This window comes from Agrobacterium sp. CGMCC 11546, from assembly GCF_013365515.1.
Taxonomy (GTDB): Bacteria; Pseudomonadota; Alphaproteobacteria; order Rhizobiales; family Rhizobiaceae; genus Agrobacterium; species Agrobacterium fabrum.
This window is the reverse complement of record NZ_CP047387.1, coordinates 1,663,837-1,683,986: the sequence shown is the minus strand read 5'-3', so window position 1 is coordinate 1,683,986 and position 20,150 is coordinate 1,663,837. Positions and strand designations below refer to the sequence as shown.

Sequence of the window (20,150 nt, the reverse complement as noted above, 5' to 3'; positions counted from 1 at the left end):
ATGCCGCTGGAGAACTGGCTGGCCTTCGTGGCCGCATCCGCCATCATGCTCGCCATTCCGGGACCGACGATCCTGCTGGTGATTTCTTATGCGCTTGGCCATGGTCGCAAGGCGAGCACGGCGACGGTGACGGGCGTGGCGCTCGGTGATTTCACCGCCATGACGGCCTCGATGCTGGGGCTTGGCGCGCTGCTTGCCACGTCGGCTGCACTTTTCACCGGCCTGAAATGGATCGGTGCGGCTTACCTCATCTATCTCGGCATCAAGCTGTGGCGTTCGCCGGTTAGCGGCGAAGGCGCGGATGGACAGGGTGTGACGGGCCGTGAAAGGCCGCTCAAAATCTTCCTGCATGCCTATATCGTCACGGCGTTGAACCCGAAAAGCATCGTGTTTTTCGTGGCCTTCCTGCCGCAGTTTCTGGTGCCGACATTGCCGTTTTGGCCGCAGGTGCTGATTTTCGAAGCGACGTTCCTGGTGCTTGCCACCGTGAATGCGGCGCTTTATGGACTTCTGGCAAGTGCCGCCCGTAACACGATCCGCAAGCCGAAGGTTCAGCGCATCGTCAACCGCACGGGCGGCGGTCTACTGATTGGCGCCGGTCTCATTGCCTTTGGCTGGAAGAGGGCGGTTTCGGCGTGAAACGCCCGTCGATCGCCTGAAATTCGGACATAACAAAATGGCATTGCCGCATATTCTTCTTGCCCTGATCACCGTGTTTTTGTGGGGCTTCAACTTCGTTGCCATCAAGGTCGGCGTTGCAGACATGCCGCCATTGTTTCTGACGGGGGTGCGTTATCTCTTTGCGGCGGTGCCTCTCGTCTTCTTCCTGCCGAAACCGAATGTGCCGTGGCGGCATATGATCGTTTACGGCATGGCGATGGGCTTTTTTCAGTTCGGCCTGCTTTATCCGGCCATCAAGCTCGGCTTGCCCGCCGGGCTTGCCTCTTTGGTCATGCAGTCGCAGGCCTTTTTCACGCTGGCGCTTGCAGTGGTTTTTCTCGGTGAACGGCCGTTGCCTTCGCAAATCATCGGCGCGGTCATCGCTTTTGGCGGGCTCGCGGTGATTGGGGTAGAGCGGATGACGATGGCGGCCTTTATACCGCTGTTGATGGGCGTTGGCTCCGCCATCGCCTGGGCTGTCGGCAATATCGTCAACCGGCGTATTGGCCAGGTGAATGCGGTCTCTTTCGTGGCGTGGACGAGCCTTGTGCCTGTTCTGCCGCTACTTGCGCTTTCGCTTGTCGTGGAAGGACCGGGCGCGATTGCCGAAGGGCTTGCCAATGCGACGGCGACGACGGCTCTTGTGGTCATTTATATGGCTTATGGGGCGACGATTGTCGGCGCGGGCATCTGGAGCTATCTGCTTTTACGGTATCCGGCTGGAACCGTAGCGCCGTTTTCGCTGCTGGTGCCGGTGGTCGGTTTCATCAGCGCATATCTCGCTTTTGCGGAGCATATTACCATATTCGAAGTGCTGGGTGCCGGGCTGGTCATTCTGGGGCTGGTGCTGAACGTATTCGGGCGGCGCATCGCACTGTTGCGGTTGTGGACCCGGCCTGCATAGGCGCAACACGCAATTGCCTGTGCATTATCGGCATGGGGCAGACGCAACCGGGGATTTTTTGGTAAAGAGCATGTCCGGCCGCGCCTAAGGGAATCGGCCGGATGAAATGCAGCACAGGGAATGGAACATTGCAGGTCGGTATCGACATGGGAACCCTATCGGGCGGGCAGCAGGCCAAGCTCGATATCGAGGAATTGCTTGCGACGCGTTTGCTGGTGCAGGGCAATTCCGGTTCCGGTAAGTCGCATCTGCTGCGCCGGCTGCTGGAGCAATCGGCGCAATGGGTGCAGCAGGTCATCATCGATCCCGAGGGTGATTTCGTTACGCTTTCCGACAAGTTCGGTCATGTGGTGGTGGATGGCGAGCGGACGGAAGCCGAGCTTGCCGGCATCGCCAACCGCATTCGCCAGCACCGCGTTTCCTGCGTGCTGACGCTGGAAGGGCTTGATGTCGAACAGCAGATGCGGGCCGCCGCCGCCTTCCTCAACGGCCTGTTCGATGCCGATCGTGAATTCTGGTATCCCGTGCTTGTCGTTGTGGACGAGGCGCAGATGTTTGCGCCCTCCGTCGCCGGCGAGGTGACGGAAGATGCGCGCAAGGCGTCGCTCGGCGCCATGACCAACCTGATGTGCCGTGGCCGTAAACGCGGGCTTGCCGGCGTCATCGCCACGCAGCGGCTGGCCAAGCTTGCCAAGAACGTGGCGGCGGAAGCCTCGAACTTCCTGATGGGCCGTACCTTCCTCGATATCGACATGGCGCGCGCGGCCGATCTGCTCGGCATGGACCGGCGGCAGGCGGAAATGTTTCGCGATCTGCAGCGCGGCAATTTCGTGGCACTCGGCCCGGCGCTCTCGCGTCGCCCGTTGCCGATCGTCATCGGCGCGGTGGAAACCTCGGCGCGCTCGTCTTCGCCGAAGCTGATGCCGTTGCCGGACGCACCGCAGGATGTGGAAGACCTGATCTTCACGCCGGATCCGGAAGAGTTCACGCGCGCCGCCGTGCGCCGCACGCCACCCGCACCGCGCCCGACCACCGATATTCTGGCCGAACTCTCCCGTTCCACGCCCGCCGCCGTTGGCCCTTCATCGGAGCAGTCGCCGCGTGCAGGCCAGCCGGAACTGACGCCGGAGGAGCGTGAGGAAAAGATCGGTGCGGTGCTCGTGGAAATTCTCGACGATCCGCAATCGGCCTATCGCACGGATGCCGTGCTCTATCAGGACTTTCTGGTGCGCGCCCGCATGCGCCGCATTCCTGGCACGCCGATGACGCTTGCCGAATTCCGCCGGCAGGTAGCGATCGCCCGTTCCGGCGTGGATGCGGCGATGGCGGCAAGCGAAGGCTGGGAAAAGGCGCTGGAATTGTCGATGTCGGTTTCCGATGATCTGCAGGGGGTCTTCCTGCTGCTCGTCAAGGCGGCGCTGGGTGAAGAGCCTTGCCCGTCAGATGCCCGCATCGCCCGCGCCTATGGCACCCATTCCGCCCGCCGCGCCCGGCGGCTTCTCGGTTATTTCGAGGAGAAGGAGCTTGTGGTGGTGCATGCCGATTTCTCCGGCAAGCGCATCGTGGCGTTCCCCGATCTCGATGCAAAAACCGCACCCGGCGATGCGGATGCGGCTGAGGATGATGCGAAACTGGCGGCGGAGTGAGGTTGCGGCAGGTTTCCCTGCCGCTTACCGTTATAGGCCTTACTCGATAGCCTTTGCTTCCTTTCGTGTCGCGATCAGCGAACCGATGATGCCGGTGGCGAGGATGGCGACGGTGACGCCGAGCGAGACGGCCGGCGGGATCTTGGCGATGCCCAGCATGTCTGCCACGAAAATCTTCGAACCGACAAAGACCAGAACCGCAGCCAGCGCATATTTCAGATAAGCGAAGCGGTGGATCAGGGCGGCGAGTGCGAAGTAGAGGGCGCGCAGGCCGAGGATCGCGAAGATGTTCGAGGTGTAGACGATAAACGGATCGGTGGTGATTGCGAAGATTGCCGGGATCGAATCGACCGCGAAGATCAGGTCGGCGATCTCGACCATAATGAGCGCCAGGAAGAGCGGTGTCACGAAGGTCTTCAGCTTGCCGGTGGTCGCGTCCGTCTCTTTTACAAAGAATTTCTCGCCATGCAGCTTTTCCGTCACCGGCAGGCGGCTGCGCAGGAATTTCAGGATGCGGTTGTTGCCGATATCGTTCTCGTCATGGTCGGACGAAAACAGCATCTTGAGGCCGGTGAAGACGAGGAAGGCCGCAAAGAGATAAAGCACCCAGTGGAAGTTTTCGACGATGGCCGCACCGCCGGCAATCATGATGCCGCGCAGGACGATGACGCCGAGGATACCCCAGAGCAGCACGCGGTGCTGATATTGGCGGGGAATGGCGAAATAGGAGAAGATCATCGCGATGATGAAGATATTGTCCATCGCCAGGCTTTTTTCGACCACGAAGCCGGTGACATATTCCATCGCCGATTGCTGGCCGGACTGGTACCAGATCCAGCCGCCGAAGGCCAAACCAATGGCGATGTAGAAGCCTGACATCAGCAGGCTCTCACGAATGCCGATTTCCTTGGAATTCTTGTGCAGTACGCCAAGATCGAGCGCCAAGAGACCAAGGACGAGAGAAATGAAGACCGCCCACATCCATGTGGGGGTACCGAGAAAATCGTTGAGGAGGAACTCCATCAGTCAACCTTTAGCCGGACGAGGTTGGCTTTGCGGATGGGGAACGCGGTTCAAGAATATACGTGGGCCCCAACCTTAACAAACTCGACATCACGTGTTGTCCGGTAACACGTCAGAGGGGCCCGAGTTCTGATCACAACGGAAAGATGGGAGTGCCTGAAGGCTTTTCAAGGGCACTTACAAGAAAAAAGCGGCGGGCGTTGTTTGACAAATTTGTAAAACGTGTTTAGAAGCCGCCCCAACGCCGGGCAGTAATGTCCGGTGTGTTTTGTTGATTGCCTTGCAGTGTAATTGCTGAGGTTTGGCAGTCAATATCACCGACATGTCCCGTGGTTTCTCCATTTGCATGTGAGAAGCCTGTCAGAGGCCCTGAAACGGGCTTCAGAGGAGGGCGTGTTTCCTTGAACCGGTTTGGCAACAGACCGGCATAACCATTTGAGAAGGAAATACGATGAGCAAGCGCGAATCGGCCAAGTACAAAATCGACCGCCGCATGGGCGAAAACATCTGGGGCCGTCCGAAGTCCCCGGTTAACCGCCGCGAATACGGCCCGGGCCAGCACGGCCAGCGCCGCAAGGGCAAGATGAGCGACTTCGGCACGCAGCTGCGCGCCAAGCAGAAGCTCAAGGGTTACTACGGCGAACTGCGCGAAAAGCAGTTCCGCGCCACCTTCGACGAAGCAAACCGTCGCAAGGGTGACACCTCCGAGAACCTGATCGGCCTGCTCGAGTCGCGTCTGGACGCCATCGTCTACCGCGCCAAGTTCGTTCCGACTGTTTTCGCATCGCGTCAGTTCATCAACCATGGCCACGTCACGGTTAACGGCGTTCGCGTCAACATCGGTTCTTACCGTTGCAAGGCTGGCGACGTTATCGAAGTTCGTCAGAAGTCCAAGCAGCTGGTGACGGTTCTCGAAGCCGTTCAGCTCGCAGAGCGTGACGTTCCTGACTACATCGAAGTTGATCACAACAAGATGGTTGCGACCTACGCCCGCGTTCCGGCTCTCTCCGACGTTCCGTACCCGGTCGTCATGGAACCGCATCTGGTCGTCGAATTCTACTCGCGTTAATCGACGCGTTTCAGTATTGAGAAAGCCGCCCCTCGGGGCGGCTTTTTTGTTTGCTGGGGAAGGCTTTGCATGCAGGACATTCAGGGTATCGTCGATTCCATCTATGACAGCATGCTGCCGAGGCTGGGTGAGGGGAAGGTTGCGGATTACATTCCCGAACTCGCCAAGGTCGATCCCAACCAGTTCGGCATCGCCATCACCACCGTCGATGGGACGACCTATACGGCCGGCAATGCGCTTGTGCCGTTTTCGATCCAGAGTATCTCCAAGGTCTTCATGCTGACGCTGGCGCTCGGCAAGGCTGGAGAAACGGTATGGAACCGAGTGGGGCGCGAACCATCGGGATCGTCTTTCAATTCCATCGTTCAGCTGGAACATGAGCACGGCATTCCCCGCAATCCCTTCGTGAACGCCGGTGCGATCGTGGTGACCGATATCGTTCTTTCCGGCCACCAGCCGCGTGAGGCGATAGGCGAGCTTCTGCGGTTCGTGCGTTACCTCGCTGACGATGACACGATCAGCATTGACGACACGGTGGCGAAATCCGAGCAGGCGACGGGGTTCCGCAATTTCGCGCTTGCCAATTTCATGCGCTCCTTCGGCAATCTGCATCATCCCGTGGAACATACGCTCGGCGTTTATTTCCATCAGTGTGCACTTTCCATGACCTGCGCGCAGCTGTCGCGGGCTGGCCTCTTCCTTGCCAATCGCGGCCGTAATCCGCTCTCCGGCCATACCGTCGTGTCGGACCGTCGGGCGCGGCGTATTAATGCGCTGATGCTGACCTGCGGCCATTATGACGGATCCGGCGATTTCGCCTATCATGTCGGCCTGCCGGGCAAGAGCGGCGTCGGTGGCGGCATCATGGCGGTGGCGCCGGGCAACGCGTCGATTGCGGTCTGGTCGCCGGGTCTCAACAAGGTTGGTAATTCGGCGCTCGGGTCACAGGCGCTGGAATTGCTGGCGACCAAAACCGGCTGGTCGGTATTCGGGGCTTGATATTGCCGGCGGATGGGGGCATTGCCTGCATTAAGAACGGCAGTCGTGCCGGAGCGAGTTGATGATGAACATTCTCACCAAGATCGATGACTTTGTAGATCAGGCAGGGGCGGACAAGGTCGGGGCAGATCACGGCCCGTCCGAAGAAAATGGCAGTTCGCATCCCCTGTTCGACAATGCTCCGCGTTCGGTTTCCTTCAACAAGCTGCGCAAGCGGCTGTTGCGCAATGTGCGGCAGGCGTTTGAAGATTTCGGCATGCTGAACGGCCAGAAGCGCTGGCTGGTCGGTCTTTCCGGCGGCAAGGACAGCTATGGCCTGCTGGCGCTGCTGCTCGATCTGAAGTGGCGCGGCCTCTTGCCGGTGGAGCTGGTGGCCTGCAATCTGGATCAGGGCCAGCCGAATTTTCCCAAACACGTGCTGCCGGAGTATCTGGCGAAGATCGGTGTCGCCCATCGCATCGAATATCGCGACACCTATTCAATCGTGAAGGAAAAGGTGCCTTCCGGCGGCACCTATTGTTCGCTCTGTTCGCGGCTGCGACGCGGCAATCTCTACCGCATCGCGCGGGAGGAGGGCTGCGACGCGCTGTTGCTCGGCCATCACCGCGAGGATATTCTCGAGACCTTTTTCATGAATTTCTTCCATGGCGGCCGCCTCGCGGGCATGCCGGCGAAGCTGATGAATGACGAAGGCGACCTGATGGTCATGCGCCCGCTTGCCTATTGCGCCGAAGAGGATATGGCGAAATTTGCGGCGGCGATGGAATTCCCGATCATTCCCTGCGACCTCTGCGGCTCGCAGGACGGGCTTCAGCGCAATGCTATGAAAGAGATGCTGGCCGATATCGAACGGCGCATGCCGGGCCGCAAGGACGTGATGCTGCGGGCGCTTGCGCATGTGAACCCTTCGCATCTGCTCGATCCCAAGCTTTTTGATTTTTCGGCGCTTGCTGTCACCGGCGCGTCACCTGAAGAGCGTAGGGAGGCCAGCCCTCCATGATGAAGAAGTGCCCTGCGCCATGAGCCTTTCCGATAAAGATATCGAATTCCTCGTTTCCACCGTCGCCGCTGCCGGCGCACAGGAAATCATGCCCCGCTTCCGAAACCTGAGCGCCGGCGCCATCTCCGAAAAGACCTCCGCCATCGATCTCGTCACCGAGGCAGATGTTCTGGCGGAAAAGGCGATCACCGCCGCGCTACTCGAACGGTTTCCGAAGGCTCATATCGTCGGTGAAGAGACCTATGAGGCGGACCCTTCCGTCATTCCAGCCCTTGCCGATGCGCCGCTTGCCTTCGTGATCGATCCGATCGACGGTACTTTCAATTATGCTTCCGGCTTTCCCGCTTTCGGCACGCTGCTTGCTGTCACGGTCAAGGGTGAGACGGTGGCGGGCATCATCCACGATCCTGTCATGGGCGACACCATAGTTGCGCTCAAAGGTGAGGGGGCTTACCTCCACCGCAAGAACGGCTCGCAGGCGAAGCTAAAGGTCACGGATCCCGCGCCACTGTCCGAGATGGTCGGCATCTTTTCCTGGCGTCACAGCCATGAGGATCGCCGTCCTGTCATTGCCGCCAATCTGGCGAAGATAAAAATGTCGCTTTCGATCAATTGTTCGGCGCATGAATATTGGCTCGTCTCGGCAGGCAAGCTGCATTTCATAGGCCATGAAAATCTGGCGCCGTGGGATCATCTTGCCGGCGTGCTGGTTCATCAGGAGGCGGGTGGCTATACGGCCCGTTTCGACAATACGCCTTACCGGCCCGGCCAGACGGCAGGCGGCATCCTGTCAGCGCCGGACAAGGAAAGCTGGAAGATGCTGCGGCGGGAAATCGTCGCCTTATAAGATTGATACTCAGATAGAAGGATATCGCCCATGGCTCTCGAACTCGACATCGCCTCTCTCGCCAATGCGCTTCAGGAAGCGGCGGCAGTGGAAATCCTGCCGCGGTTTCGTAATCTGGGCGAGGGTGATGTGCGGATCAAGAGCGAGGCGATAGACCTCGTGACCGAAGCCGACGAGGCTGCCGAGCGGCTGATCCGCGCCCGTGTCGAGGAAATCATGCCGCAGGCGCTGTTCATCGGGGAAGAGGCTGTGGCGGCGGATGCATCGCTGCTGAGCAAGCTTGCCGATGCCGATCTGGCTGTCGTGGTCGATCCCATCGACGGCACCTATAATTTCGCCTCCGGCCTGCCGCTCTTCGGCGTGATGATGAGTGTCATCTCCAAGGGCGAGACCGTTGCCGGCCTGATCTTCGATCCGATGGGTAATGACTGGGCGATTGCTGAAAAAGGCTCCGGCGCATGGCTTTGCGCCGCCGATGGATCGCAGACGCAGATGTCGGTCGTGACAGCGCCGCACCTGTCGCAGATGGTGGGTATCGCCAATACAGGCTATTTCGACGTGGAGACCCGGCGCAAGATTTTGATGAACCTCGCGGATGTGCGGCTGTTCACCAGCTATCGTTGTGCTGCGCATGAATACCGCCTGTTCTGCGGCGGCCACATGCATTTCCTGATGTATAACAAGCTGATGCCCTGGGACCATCTGGCCGGCACGTTGATCTCGCAGGAATCGGGCGCCTATGCCGCCCGTCTTGATGGTTCGCCCTATCTGCCGCGCCATGTGGATGGCGGGCTGCTGCTGGCGCCGGATCAGGAGACCTGGGAACTGCTGCGCGAGAAGATTTTTACGGTTTGAACGAACAACAGCTGTTTTCAATAAAAAGGGCGCGGAACAGAATTCCGCGCCCTTTCTTTTTGTCTGTCCGAACTTACCGTGTCGGCTTGTTGTGGGCCTGAAACAACACGCCCTTTTCGCCGATCAGCACGAAGATAAGGCCGATGATGGAGACGGCAAAGAAGCCGGCCACCATCGGCAGCGCCGTGCCGTCGAAAGCCTGACCAATGCCGGCGCCGATCAGCGAACCGCCGACGGTTCCCATGAAGCCTATGACGGAGGAGGCCGTGCCGGCGACATGGCCGAGCGGCTCCATGGCGAGCGAGTTGAAGTTCGAGCCGATCCAGCCGAACTGGAACATGGCGAGCGCAAAGAACACGATGAAGATGGCGAAGGGCATCGGCTCCGGCCCGAATATCTGCACCAGCAACCACACGAAGGTGATGGCGATGAAGCCGAGCAGCGATCCGTGCGACAGTTTGCGCATGCCGAACCGGCCGACCAGCCTTGCATTGATGAAGGACGAGAAGGCCATGAACAGCGCCACGCCGGCAAAGGCCGCCGCAAACCATGCGCCAAGGCCGTAGATGCCCTTGTAAACCTGTTCAGCCGAGTTGATGAAGCCGAACAGCGCCCCGAAAATGAAGGTGCTGGAAAGCGTGTAGCAGAGCGCGATACGGTTGGTGAGCACGATCTTGAACCCGCCGAGGATCGAACGAGCCGTGAAAGGCCTGACGTCATCGGGATGCAGGGTTTCCGGCAGGCGGAAATACATCCAGGCCGTCACGACGGCGGCGATGCCGGCCATGAAGGCGAAGATCAGGTGCCAGTCGCCGAAGAAGAGCACGATCTGGCCCGTGCCTGGCGCGATGACCGGAACGACCATGAAGACCATCATGATCAGCGACATCACTTCCGCCATCTGCCGGCCGCCATAGATGTCACGGACGATCGAGATGGTGATGACACGCGTTGCCGCCGAACCGATGCCCTGAATGAAGCGCAGGACCAGGAGGCCGGTGAATGACGGCACGAAGACCACGGCAATGGCGGAGATGATGTAGATGGCCAGACCGACGAGCATCGGCTTGCGCCGACCGAAACGGTCAGAAATCGGCCCGTAGAGAAGCTGGGCGATACCGAAACCGAGGAGATAGGTCGAAATCACGTATTGGCGGTGGTTTTCATTGACGACGCCCAGTGATGCGCCGATTTCCTGAAGACCCGGCAGCATGATGTCGATGGCCAGCGCATTCAGCGCCATCAGCATTGCTGCCAGCCCAATGAATTCCGTGCGCCCCATCGAGCCTGCGCGCGAAGCGGTGGATTGTGAAAGTTCTGTCACAGGATTGCCCCAAAAAGAACGGCAAAGGCGTTGCATGAAGCAACGCCTGGCATAAATTTCTGACAATCAGGGTGGGCCGGATGAACCGGCCGAAATCAGGCCGCGCCGCGGACGCTGATACCCTGTTCTTGGAAGTGGCTTTGCAGCTCGCCGGACTGGAACATCTCTTTTACGATGTCACAGCCGCCGACGAATTCGCCCTTGATATAGAGCTGCGGAATGGTCGGCCAGTTGGAATAGTCCTTGATACCCTGACGGATATCGGCATCGGCAAGCACGTTGACGCCCTTGTATTCGACGCCGAGGTAGTCGAGAATCTGTACGACCTGACCGGAAAAACCGCACTGCGGAAATTGCGGGGTTCCCTTCAAGAAAAGAACGATGTCGTTGCTCTTCACTTCGCTGTCGATGATGTCGTGAATGCCGCTCATGGCCATATCCTTTCACATGCGGTTCAAGGCCGCTGCTTTCTGTTAGCCTCTAAATAACATGTCGCGGCGCGATTTCCACCCGGAAAGCGTAAAAAATACGTCTGCGTGGCATGGCATGACAGACTAAATCCGGCCTGCTGCTTTTTATTTATACCGCTGCCTGCTGCGGGAAGCGGCGGTGCGCCTTTTGCTTACCTGCTTCCTGGCCGGCTTGGGCTTGACGGCGGCGTTGAGTGCGGCCTCAAGAACAGAACCAACGATACCACCGGTTAGGGAGCCGGTGTTTTTCGTCCGGCGCGCGCGGCGCGTCTTGCGAATACCGGTCTTGGTGAGAACTTCAGCCAGAGCGCCCTTGACGACGCCATTGAGCAACTGATCGACGATGCCAGACAAAATTCCCCCACCACCAAATAAATCATATTTCCGTCGCGATTTTTACTATACGTGCATCGCCCACTGTATCAAGCGATCCTTTCGGGTGTCTCCAGCCTGAAGGTTTATGCATGCCGACCGTCAAGTCACGACTTGTTCTTTATTTCCCCGGTTTCGATCCGCTCGATGCGGCTGCCCATCATGTGCGCTACCAGCGCGCCGCAGCGCTGGCGGGAAAGACGTGGGACGTCAATTATGCCGTGGGGCCGCGGGAGAGCAGGCCGGCTGGCGAAGCCTTCACGGTGGAGGCTTCGGCGGGAAATTGGAGCACGCGTTCGGATATCGTCGTCTATGACCATAACGATGTCATCTCGCAGCTGCGGGATGCGTCCGTGTGGCGGCAGATCTGGTTGGGTTTCAAGGCCGGGGCGGGCATCGTCAGTGAGGGCGGTGCGGCGCGTTATCTGCGCCATGCCTGGCGTTTTGGGCTGTTCTTCATCTTCCCGTTCCTGCTGATGCTTGCCGGCGGCGCGCTTGCTGCCGGCATTGCGCTCTCGCCATGGCTTTTCAGCCTGCCGCTCTGGCTTCTGGTGGTCAGCATTCCCGCTGCCGCCGTGTTTTTCGTGAAGGCGTTCCTGCCTTTCGCGGAGCGATTTCACACTTTGCATCTTTATGCGGACTGGCGTTTCGCGCTCGCGGTCGGCCGCGATGAGCCTATTGCCCGTGAATGGATCGAGGAGAGGGCGGCACTTGTGGTGACGGCGCTTGAACACCCCTCGGATGAGGTTCTGGTGGTGTCACACAGCATGGGTGCCAGCCTCGCGCTCGCGGTCATCGGCCGTGTGCTGGAGCTGAAACCCGACGCGCTGGATGGCCGCAAGCTATCTTTCGCGACGCTGGGCGGTGCCGCGCTGCAATGTGCGTTCCTGTCGAGTGCGGAGAGGCTTCGCGAGAGCATAGGCGCAATCGCGCGTCATCCTGATGTGACATGGTTCGACATCCAGTGCCTGACCGATCCAATCCATCTTTATCGCTGCAACACGGTGACGCTGACGGGTCACCGTGATGCGCCGCGGCCGAAAATCGTGCCGATCCGTTTCAAGCATTCGCTCTCACCGGAGCGCTACAAAAAGAACAAGCGCAATTTCCTGCGCATGCACCGGCAATATGTTCTCGGGCCGGATCGCAGATCCGGTTACGATTTCACCCTTTTGACGGCGGGGCCCCTGCCGGCCGCATCCTTTGCCGATCTGGAATCGCAGAGCCCGCCTGCTTTGTAAGCGGCGTTTTCCCTTTTGCTGATATGAAAAGGCCCGCGTGAGAGCATCACGCGGGCCTTTGATTTAGTCCGGGGCCTTTATGCGTCGGCGCGACAGTGAAGCTGTCTTGCCGGCATTTTCACGGCCACAATCATTCGGGAGCGGAGGTCTGCAGGGCAAGGGCGTGCAGAACGCCGCCCATATTGCCCTTCAGCGCGTCATAGACCATCTGGTGCTGCTGCACGCGGGTCTTGCCCTTGAATGCTTCCGCAACGACCTCCGCCGCATAATGGTCGCCATCACCGGCCAGATCGCGGATCGTGACCTTTGCCCCGGGAATTCCCGCCTTAATCATGTCTTCAATGTCGCCGGGTTTCATGGGCATGGTGTTTCTCCTTAATTCATTCTGCGGCAATCAAAGTTTCGCCGTCCATGAACTGAGGGAACCACGATTCATAGGCCAAGTGCAATTCTTTAATCTCGACAGCGCGCGCCGTGCCCAGCTTTACGGTGGAACCACCGGTAGTGCCAATAACAGGGCAGGAAACACCGGCCGCCTCGGCCGCCGCCTGCACCTTGTCGAGATCGGACTTCTTGACGGTCAGGACGTAACGGGCCTGATCTTCGCCATAGAAGGTGAGAACCGGATTATGGCCTTCGACCGCATCGATCGTTGCGCCGATGCCGGATGAAATCGCCATTTCCGCAACAGCGAGTGCGAGACCGCCGGAGGAGCAATCGTGAACGGCGGTGGTGAGACCTTCAGTGATGAGACCACGGACGAAATCGCCGTTCTTCTTCTCGGCGATGAGATCGACATGCGGCGCCGGGCCATCGGTGCGGCCGTGAACATCACGCATATAGACCGACTGGGCAATGTGGGTGCCGAGGCCAGCAGGTGCGCCAACCAAGAGTACCACCTCGTCGGCAGCCGCGAAACGGATGCGCGCCATGCGGCCCCAGTCCTTCAGCAGGCCAACGCCGCCGATGGTGGGGGTGGGCAGGATCGCCTGACCATTGGTCTCGTTGTAGAGCGAGACGTTGCCGGAAACGATCGGGAATTCCAGCACGCGGCAGGCTTCGCCGATGCCCTTGATGGCATGGACCAGCTGGCTCATGATTTCGGGCTTTTCCGGATTGCCGAAATTGAGGTTGTCGGTGGCCGCCAGCGGCAGAGCACCAGTTGCGGTAATGTTGCGCCAGCATTCGGCGACCGCCTGCTTGCCGCCTTCGAAGGCATCGGCCTCGACATAACGCGGGGTCACGTCGGAGGAGAAAGCGAGCGCCTTCTTGTCATGGCCTTCGACGCGCACCACGCCGGCATCACCGCCCGGCAGCTGCAGGGAATTGCCCTGGATCAGCGTGTCATACTGTTCGTAAACCCAGCGGCGCGAGGAGTTGTTGGCCGAACCAACGAGCGACACCAGCGCATCGGCAATGTCGGCTGCGGGGATGTCGGTTTCCGAAAGCGCTGCGGGCACCTTGGCTGGCGTCCACGGGCGGTCGTATTCGGGGGCCTCGTCGCCGAGTTCCTTGATCGGCAGGTTGGCGACTTCTTCGCCATTGTGCAGCACGCGGAAGCGCAGGTCGTCGGTGGTCTTGCCGACGATGGCGAAGTCCAGACCCCATTTGACGAAGATCGCCTTGGCGACTTCTTCCTTGGAGGGCTCGAGAACCATGAGCATGCGCTCCTGGCTTTCCGACAGCATCATTTCGTAAGCCGTCATGCGCTCTTCGCGCACCGGCACGGCGTTCAGGTCCAGTTCGATGCCGAGATCACCCTTGGCGCCCATTTCGACGGCGGAGCAGGTGAGGCCGGCGGCACCCATGTCCTGAATGGCGATGACCGCGCCGGTCTTCATCAGCTCAAGGCAGGCTTCCAGCAGGCACTTTTCGGTGAAGGGGTCGCCGACCTGAACCGTCGGGCGCTTTTCTTCGATGGATTCGTCGAATTCGGCAGACGCCATGGTCGCGCCGCCGACGCCGTCGCGGCCGGTCTTTGCACCGAGATAAACGACAGGCAGGCCGACGCCCTTGGCTTCAGAGAGGAAGATCGCATTGGACTTGGCAAGTCCTGCGGCAAAGGCGTTGACGAGGATATTGCCGTTATAACGCGGGTCGAATTCCACTTCGCCGCCAACCGTCGGCACGCCGAAGGAATTGCCGTAACCGCCGACACCGGCGACGACACCGGCCACGAGGTGGCGGGTCTTCGGATGATCGGGCGCACCAAAACGCAGGGCGTTCATGGCGGCGATCGGGCGGGCGCCCATGGTGAAAACGTCACGCAGGATACCGCCGACGCCGGTTGCCGCACCCTGATAGGGCTCGATATAGGACGGATGGTTGTGGCTCTCCATCTTGAAGACGACGCAGTCACCATCGTCGATATCCACCACGCCGGCATTTTCACCGGGGCCCTGAATGACGCGCGGACCTGTTGTCGGCAGGGTCTTCAGCCACTTCTTCGAAGACTTGTAGGAGCAGTGCTCGTTCCACATGGCAGAGAAGATGCCAAGCTCGGTAAAGCTGGGCTCTCGTCCGATCAGGTCGAGGATACGCTGGTATTCGTCGGGCTTCAGCCCGTGGGATGCAACGAGTTCCGGGGTGATCTTGATGGAGTTTGAAATCGACATAGGTCTCACGCGGTTCGAGCCGAGGAAAGTTTCCGGTTCTTTAGCGCAAGAGGCCTCTCCGTGCGACAGGAAAATGCGCAGTTCTACCGGCAAAACGCTGCTTTCTTGGCTTATTTAGAACTTGTAGCCGACCATAAGTCCGACACGCGTCAGCCCGTCATTGGGGCCGTCGCACAGATTGGCGTGGGAGGCGTGTTCGATCTGGGTCGAAATATTCCAGTTGCTGTTGAAGCGATATCCGATAGCGGCATATTCATGAAAAAGCAGGCGGCAACCGAATTCCGCGCCCGCTTCGCCAGGGCCGTTTTTCAGTCTGCCGTCATGCCACAGGCCACCAAAGCCAAGGTCGACGAAAATCTTCGGATTGAGGTCGAAGGTCCAGTTGACGCCGCCGTAAACGGTATCTGCCTCTCCCTCGGTGCCGATTTCGCCGCCCAGATGCAGACGCGGGCGGGCGAGTTTTTCGCCGAGGGTGACAGCTGAGGCGCTCGCGAAGGGATCAAAATAGGCGGTAAAGGCCGGGAATGCGCCATCTTCACCGCCGCCATCGCGGCTGGTGACAGAGGTTGTGACCCCGAACCGCAGTTCGTCGAATACCGTACCGTCGGCGGCGATGGCCGATGTGACATCCGCAAGCACAAATGCTGCAAAGACCATTGCAAGAGCGAACAGTACCCTGATGGATGTGGAACCGAATGCTGCCATCGAATCATTCCCCGCTCCGAAGTAGGGAGAGGATGGCAGATTTGTTGGTGCGGTAAATAATGAGTTACTGATTTAGGAATCGTGTTGCAGGAATGACTCGGCCAGGCACCGCTTACGCCTCGCTTTCATAGCCGGATGAACCGTTGTCGAGCAGATTGCGCAGGATGCCAAAGGCATGCGTCAGTTCCTCGCGCGAGGAGGGGCCGGAAAAGCTGATGCGGACGCGGTGGAATACCTTTTCCGAGCGGCCGGCCTTGAACTCGTCCTCGTCGTCGATCAGTACGCCTTCCTTCATGGCGGCATTGCGGAAGGTGCCCGACAGCCAGGGTTCAGGCAGCCGCAGCCACATGAAGGCGATATCGGGCAGGGAATTGAATTCCAGCCCGGCAAAGATGCGTCTGGCGATTGCCTCGCGCTGGTTGATCTCGGCGATGCAATCCTTGCGGATTTCATCTGCGTCGCCGCTATTGACGAGACGCGCATTCAGTTCGGCCAGCATGAAGGGCAATCCGCCGGTTAACATCGAATGCGAAATTCGTATTCTCGATGAAAATTGCGCCGGGCAGGCAACCCAGCCGCCCCTGACACCGGCGGCGACGGATTTCGACAGGCCACCGACAACGAAGGTGATGTCGGGTGCGAATTCCGCAATGAGCGGGATCGCCTCGCGGGTCATGGCACCGTAGAGATTGTCCTCCACGATCCATACGCCGTATCTGCGGGCAATATCGGCGATTGCCCGCCGCCGATCCTCGGGCAGGGTGGCGCAGGTGGGGTTCTGGCCGGCCGACATCAGGAAGATCATCTTCGGATGTTGCTGGGCGCAGACACGCTCGAAATCATCGGGGACGATACCCTTTTCGTCCGCCTCCACCAGAGTCACGCGGCGCCCGGCAAGGGTGGCGCTGCGGCTGATGTGGGAATAGGTGACGGGCTCGAAGACGATCCGGTCACCCGGCGCCGTCATTGCGGTGACCACGCTCATCACCCCCGCATGGGCGCCGAGCGTGGAGACGATGTTTTCCGGTTTCGGCGACCAGCCGTTCTGGGAAAGCCAGCGAGCGCCCGCCATACACCAGTTGTCCGGAAAGGTGCGGGTGTAGTTGGAAATTTCGAACGGATGTTCTCTGGCAAGGGCCTCGACGTGTTTACCGACCAGCACGCTCTGGCCGACATCCGGCGCTGCGGTGGTGTTGAGGCGGAATTCGGCGCTGGTGTCGAGGGCGTAGCGCGTGCCGCCGAATGCCGACACGGACGGTTCCTCGGGCGATAAGGGCGCTGGGGTCTTGCGTTCATTGACATAGGTGCCGCGGCCGACTTCGCCGCTGACGAGGCCACGTTCGTGAATAAGGCCATAGGCCCGGCTGATTGTGCCGATTGTTACGCCGAGATCGTAAGCGAGATTGCGCTGCGGTGGCAGTTTCGAGCCTGCCTGCAGGATTCCGTCGGAAATCGCGCCTTCGATACTATCGGCAAGGCGAAGGTAAATCGGGCCGTCGCCCTCGGTGATGTCAGGGAGCCAATTTGTCATGGTGACAATTTATGCATTGTATCTGTTCTCAAGTCAATTGTATTTATTGTCTGCATTGAATGACATCAAGCACACGGAGACAATAGGTGCAATATGCGCAAGATGGATCAATACCTTTCGACAGCGGATACACTCTATCCTGATGGCTACGAACGGGAACGCGTGTTCCGCGATGCCGGCGACATGGTCGCACCGGCGCCGTTTCCGGCCAAGATCGCCCGCACGCTTATTGGTCGCATGATTGCCGGCGTGTTTCACTGGCACCTGAAACGGCGCGGACGGTTCGCCTTGCGGGAGCTGTCTGACGATCTTCTGGAGGATATCGGGGTAACGCGCGATGAGGCCATGAAGGAGGCTGCGAAATCTCAGCTTTTCTCCTGGCCGACGCGGTCCCTCTGATTTTTTGTCGGAGAGCGGTGCCTTCTTTCCCCGGCACCATCAAGCCATTCGGCAGCCCGCCACGCCACTCCCAACCGGCGTCGGCGGGTTTTTTTATGCCGGTCGCTTGGAGGAACGTCACCGCCTATTCCCTCATTCCTGTGACAAGCACAGGGACGAGGAAGGATAGGGCATCATCAAGGCTGGCATCACCTATGCGCCCGCCGAGAGCCCGTTTCCGTGTTCGTTAATCAGCAGCCCTTGCCGCCATTCGCCCAGCGCTTGACGTCGGTGGCGATGCGGCCGGAGATGGCTTCGCTCATCACTGGTCCGAAAGCATCGAGCTTTGCCGGGTTGCCTTCTGCCTGGATCACCAGCATGGGGCGCGATTCCGGGCTGTTACGCGGCACGAGGAGGATGCGCGGGCGGCCCGAGAAAGAATTGAGTTCCGGCGCGAGGCGATAGGCCTTGAACGCCGCATCACCCGATTTGAACCAGCAGGCATTGGCACCAAGCGCGATCCGCTCCATCGTTGGCAAAGCAGCGCGGGAGACGGAGGCGACCGGCTGCGGTTTCGGCTGGCAGGCGGCAAGTGCGGCGGCTGCGAGGATCAGTCCGGTGGCTTTGTAGGCATTCAGTCGAAAAGCAAGAGACATCAGGTCATCCAGAAGAGAGGCCGAAGCGGCAGCCGCGAACGGGCATCAAAAAAGGCGGGCTTGAAGCCCGCCCGGTCCATCATGCTGCGATGACGCCGAGTGCCGAAGCGAAGAGGCCGCGGCCGTCATTGCCGCCATGGGCGGCTTCGATGAGGTTTTCGGGATGCGGCATCATGCCGAGAACATTGCCCTTGGCGTTGATGACGCCGGCAATATCGTTCAGCGAGCCGTTGGGGTTGGTGCCTTCAGCATAACGGAACACGACCTGACGGTTGTCTTCCACGGACTTCAGCTCATCCGTATCGAGGAAATAGTTGCCGTCGTGATGGGCGACAGGGCAGCGCAGGATCTGGCCCTTGTCATAAGCGCGGGTGAATTCGGTGTCGTTATTGGTGACTTCGAGCTTCACTTCACGGCAGACGAATTTCAGCGAGGCATTGCGCATCAGCGCACCCGGCAGCATGCCGGCTTCGACAAGAATCTGGAAGCCGTTGCAGACGCCGAGGACCTTGACGCCCTGTTCGGCCTTTTCGCGGATGGCCTGCATGACCGGCATGCGGGCGGCGATTGCGCCGCAACGCAGATAGTCACCATAGGAGAAGCCGCCCGGAATGACGATCAGGTCGACATCGGGAATATCCGTTTCCGTCTGCCAGATGGTGACGGGCGCCTGACCGGAAATTTTCGTCAGAGCCGCGATCATGTCGCGGTCGCGGTTGAGGCCGGGAAGTTGGACGACAGCGGATTTCATGGGCAGCGGCTCCTGGAGCTTAAAGAATGCTGATGGCGTAGTTTTCGATGACCGTATTGGCCAGCAGCTTTTCGCACATTGCCTTCAGATCGGTTTCGGCCTTGGCCTTGTCGGCGCCTTCCAGTTCCAGATCGAAGACCTTGCCCTGGCGGACGTGGCCGACGCCATCAAAACCGAGGCTGCCGAGCGCGCCTTCGATTGCCTTGCCCTGCGGATCGAGAACGCCGTTCTTCAGCGTAACAGTCACCCGTGCCTTGATCACCTGATCTTCTCCTGATTTACCCTACGAGGCCAATATTATTTCACGAGGCCGATATTACTTTACCAGGCCGATATCACTTTACGAGGACGGGGCCGGTGCCGCGGATCGGTTCGTTTTCATTGATGATGCCGAGACGGCGCGCCACTTCGGAATAGGCTTCCACAAGCCCGCCCAGATCGCGGCGGAACAGGTCCTTGTCCATCTTTTTCTGGGTCTCGATGTCCCACAGGCGGCAGCTGTCTGGCGAAATCTCGTCGGCGAGGATGATGCGCATCATGTCGCCTTCGAAAAGCCGGCCGCATTCGATCTTGAAATCGACGAGCTGGATGCCGACGCCGAGAAAGAGGCCGGACAGGAAGTCGTTGACGCGGATGGCAAGCGCCATGATGTCATCAAGCTCGGCGGGGTTGGCCCAGCCGAAAGCCGTGATGTGCTCTTCGGAGACCATCGGGTCTTCCAGCTCATCCGATTTGTAGTAGAACTCGATGATGGAGCGCGGCAGCACCACGCCTTCCTCGATGCCGAGGCGCTTGGACAGCGAGCCGGCGGCGACATTGCGCACGACGATCTCGAGCGGGATCATCTCCACTTCCTTGATCAACTGCTCGCGCATGTTGAGGCGGCGGATGAAGTGGGTCGGAATACCGATCTTGTTCAGATGCGTGAAGACATATTCGCAGATGCGGTTGTTCAGCACACCCTTGCCGTCGATGACTTCGTGCTTCTTCTTGTTGAAGGCGGTCGCATCGTCCTTGAAGAACTGGATAAGCGTGCCTGGCTCCGGACCTTCGTAGAGGATCTTGGCCTTGCCTTCGTAAATACGGCGGCGACGGTTCATAATG

Annotated in this window: 22 protein-coding genes; 10 read left to right on the top strand and 12 right to left on the bottom strand. The window is 59.5% G+C overall.

Going from position 1 to position 20,150, the window contains the following annotated elements; genetic code table 11:
* The 3 genes from GSF67_RS08500 to GSF67_RS08490 all read left to right on the top strand — a co-directional run bounded on the left by GSF67_RS08500 (position 1) and on the right by GSF67_RS08490 (position 3,210).
* Positions 1–639, top strand: a complete 639-nt coding sequence (locus tag GSF67_RS08500; protein ID WP_006314073.1) for a LysE family translocator — start codon at positions 1–3, stop codon at positions 637–639.
* A gap of 37 nt (positions 640–676) precedes the next feature.
* Positions 677–1,564, top strand: coding sequence for an O-acetylserine/cysteine exporter (locus GSF67_RS08495; protein WP_006314074.1), 888 nt, complete (start codon positions 677–679; stop codon positions 1,562–1,564).
* A gap of 128 nt (positions 1,565–1,692) precedes the next feature.
* A complete protein-coding gene (locus tag GSF67_RS08490; RefSeq protein ID WP_035215840.1) occupies positions 1,693–3,210 on the top strand; it encodes an ATP-binding protein in 1,518 nt (505 codons plus the stop codon).
* A 39-nt stretch (positions 3,211–3,249) separates the two neighbouring features.
* Here the strand turns inward: GSF67_RS08490 and GSF67_RS08485 are convergent, their stop codons facing one another.
* A complete protein-coding gene (locus tag GSF67_RS08485) occupies positions 3,250–4,233 on the bottom strand; it encodes a TerC family protein (RefSeq protein WP_006314076.1) in 984 nt (327 codons plus the stop codon).
* A gap of 451 nt (positions 4,234–4,684) precedes the next feature.
* Here GSF67_RS08485 and rpsD point away from each other — a divergent pair, with 451 nt between their 5' ends.
* From rpsD to GSF67_RS08460, 5 genes are all read left to right on the top strand, one after another.
* Positions 4,685–5,302, top strand: a complete 618-nt coding sequence (gene rpsD, locus GSF67_RS08480) for a 30S ribosomal protein S4 (protein WP_006314079.1) — start codon at positions 4,685–4,687, stop codon at positions 5,300–5,302.
* A gap of 69 nt (positions 5,303–5,371) precedes the next feature.
* A complete protein-coding gene (locus GSF67_RS08475; RefSeq protein WP_006314081.1) occupies positions 5,372–6,301 on the top strand; it encodes a glutaminase in 930 nt (309 codons plus the stop codon).
* 61 nt (positions 6,302–6,362) lie between these two features.
* Positions 6,363–7,301: a tRNA 2-thiocytidine(32) synthetase TtcA gene (gene ttcA / locus GSF67_RS08470; RefSeq protein WP_006314082.1), complete on the top strand. Its 939-nt coding sequence runs from the start codon at positions 6,363–6,365 to the stop codon at positions 7,299–7,301.
* A 19-nt stretch (positions 7,302–7,320) separates the two neighbouring features.
* Positions 7,321–8,148: an inositol monophosphatase family protein gene (locus GSF67_RS08465; RefSeq protein ID WP_006314083.1), complete on the top strand. Its 828-nt coding sequence runs from the start codon at positions 7,321–7,323 to the stop codon at positions 8,146–8,148.
* Positions 8,149–8,178: 30 nt separating this feature from the next.
* A complete protein-coding gene (locus tag GSF67_RS08460) occupies positions 8,179–9,003 on the top strand; it encodes an inositol monophosphatase family protein (RefSeq protein ID WP_006314084.1) in 825 nt (274 codons plus the stop codon).
* Between the two features lie 73 nt (positions 9,004–9,076).
* On the opposite strand, the gene GSF67_RS08455 is transcribed toward GSF67_RS08460, so the two are convergent.
* The 3 genes from GSF67_RS08455 to GSF67_RS08445 all read right to left on the bottom strand — a co-directional run bounded on the left by GSF67_RS08455 (position 9,077) and on the right by GSF67_RS08445 (position 11,151).
* Positions 9,077–10,285: a multidrug effflux MFS transporter gene (locus GSF67_RS08455; protein ID WP_035215842.1), complete on the bottom strand. Its 1,209-nt coding sequence runs from the start codon at positions 10,283–10,285 to the stop codon at positions 9,077–9,079.
* A gap of 137 nt (positions 10,286–10,422) precedes the next feature.
* The gene (gene grxD, locus GSF67_RS08450; RefSeq protein ID WP_010971914.1) at positions 10,423–10,758 is read right to left on the bottom strand and encodes a Grx4 family monothiol glutaredoxin; all 336 of its coding nucleotides are present in this window, start codon (positions 10,756–10,758) and stop codon (positions 10,423–10,425) included.
* Between the two features lie 144 nt (positions 10,759–10,902).
* The gene (locus GSF67_RS08445) at positions 10,903–11,151 is read right to left on the bottom strand and encodes a hypothetical protein (RefSeq protein ID WP_006314087.1); all 249 of its coding nucleotides are present in this window, start codon (positions 11,149–11,151) and stop codon (positions 10,903–10,905) included.
* 110 nt (positions 11,152–11,261) lie between these two features.
* Between GSF67_RS08445 and GSF67_RS08440 the strand changes: the two genes are divergently transcribed.
* Entirely contained in the window at positions 11,262–12,410 is a 1,149-nt protein-coding gene (locus GSF67_RS08440) for a hypothetical protein (protein WP_006314088.1), read from the top strand.
* A gap of 130 nt (positions 12,411–12,540) precedes the next feature.
* Here GSF67_RS08440 and GSF67_RS08435 read toward each other — a convergent pair whose 3' ends face one another.
* From GSF67_RS08435 to GSF67_RS08420, 4 genes are all read right to left on the bottom strand, one after another.
* Entirely contained in the window at positions 12,541–12,774 is a 234-nt protein-coding gene (locus GSF67_RS08435; RefSeq protein ID WP_003507909.1) for a BolA/IbaG family iron-sulfur metabolism protein, read from the bottom strand.
* Positions 12,775–12,790: 16 nt separating this feature from the next.
* Complete coding sequence (purL, locus tag GSF67_RS08430) at positions 12,791–15,025, bottom strand: phosphoribosylformylglycinamidine synthase subunit PurL (RefSeq protein ID WP_035215844.1); 2,235 nt, start codon at positions 15,023–15,025, stop codon at positions 12,791–12,793.
* A 114-nt stretch (positions 15,026–15,139) separates the two neighbouring features.
* Positions 15,140–15,730 carry an acyloxyacyl hydrolase gene (locus GSF67_RS08425; protein ID WP_006314090.1) on the bottom strand — a complete coding sequence of 197 codons (591 nt, stop codon included), beginning with the start codon at positions 15,728–15,730 and terminating at the stop codon, positions 15,140–15,142.
* A gap of 112 nt (positions 15,731–15,842) precedes the next feature.
* Positions 15,843–17,261, bottom strand: coding sequence for a PLP-dependent aminotransferase family protein (locus tag GSF67_RS08420; RefSeq protein WP_006314091.1), 1,419 nt, complete (start codon positions 17,259–17,261; stop codon positions 15,843–15,845).
* A gap of 93 nt (positions 17,262–17,354) precedes the next feature.
* Between GSF67_RS08420 and GSF67_RS08415 the strand changes: the two genes are divergently transcribed.
* Positions 17,355–17,660 carry a DUF1127 domain-containing protein gene (locus GSF67_RS08415; RefSeq protein WP_006314092.1) on the top strand — a complete coding sequence of 102 codons (306 nt, stop codon included), beginning with the start codon at positions 17,355–17,357 and terminating at the stop codon, positions 17,658–17,660.
* A 230-nt stretch (positions 17,661–17,890) separates the two neighbouring features.
* Here GSF67_RS08415 and GSF67_RS08410 read toward each other — a convergent pair whose 3' ends face one another.
* The 4 genes from GSF67_RS08410 to purC form a co-directional block, all read right to left on the bottom strand.
* Entirely contained in the window at positions 17,891–18,295 is a 405-nt protein-coding gene (locus GSF67_RS08410) for a hypothetical protein (RefSeq protein ID WP_006314093.1), read from the bottom strand.
* A gap of 79 nt (positions 18,296–18,374) precedes the next feature.
* Positions 18,375–19,046, bottom strand: coding sequence for a phosphoribosylformylglycinamidine synthase subunit PurQ (gene purQ / locus GSF67_RS08405; RefSeq protein WP_006314095.1), 672 nt, complete (start codon positions 19,044–19,046; stop codon positions 18,375–18,377).
* Positions 19,047–19,065: 19 nt separating this feature from the next.
* A complete protein-coding gene (gene purS, locus GSF67_RS08400) occupies positions 19,066–19,308 on the bottom strand; it encodes a phosphoribosylformylglycinamidine synthase subunit PurS (RefSeq protein ID WP_006314096.1) in 243 nt (80 codons plus the stop codon).
* A gap of 73 nt (positions 19,309–19,381) precedes the next feature.
* Positions 19,382–20,146, bottom strand: a complete 765-nt coding sequence (gene purC, locus GSF67_RS08395) for a phosphoribosylaminoimidazolesuccinocarboxamide synthase (RefSeq protein ID WP_006314097.1) — start codon at positions 20,144–20,146, stop codon at positions 19,382–19,384.
* Positions 20,147–20,150: the final 4 nt, after the last annotated feature.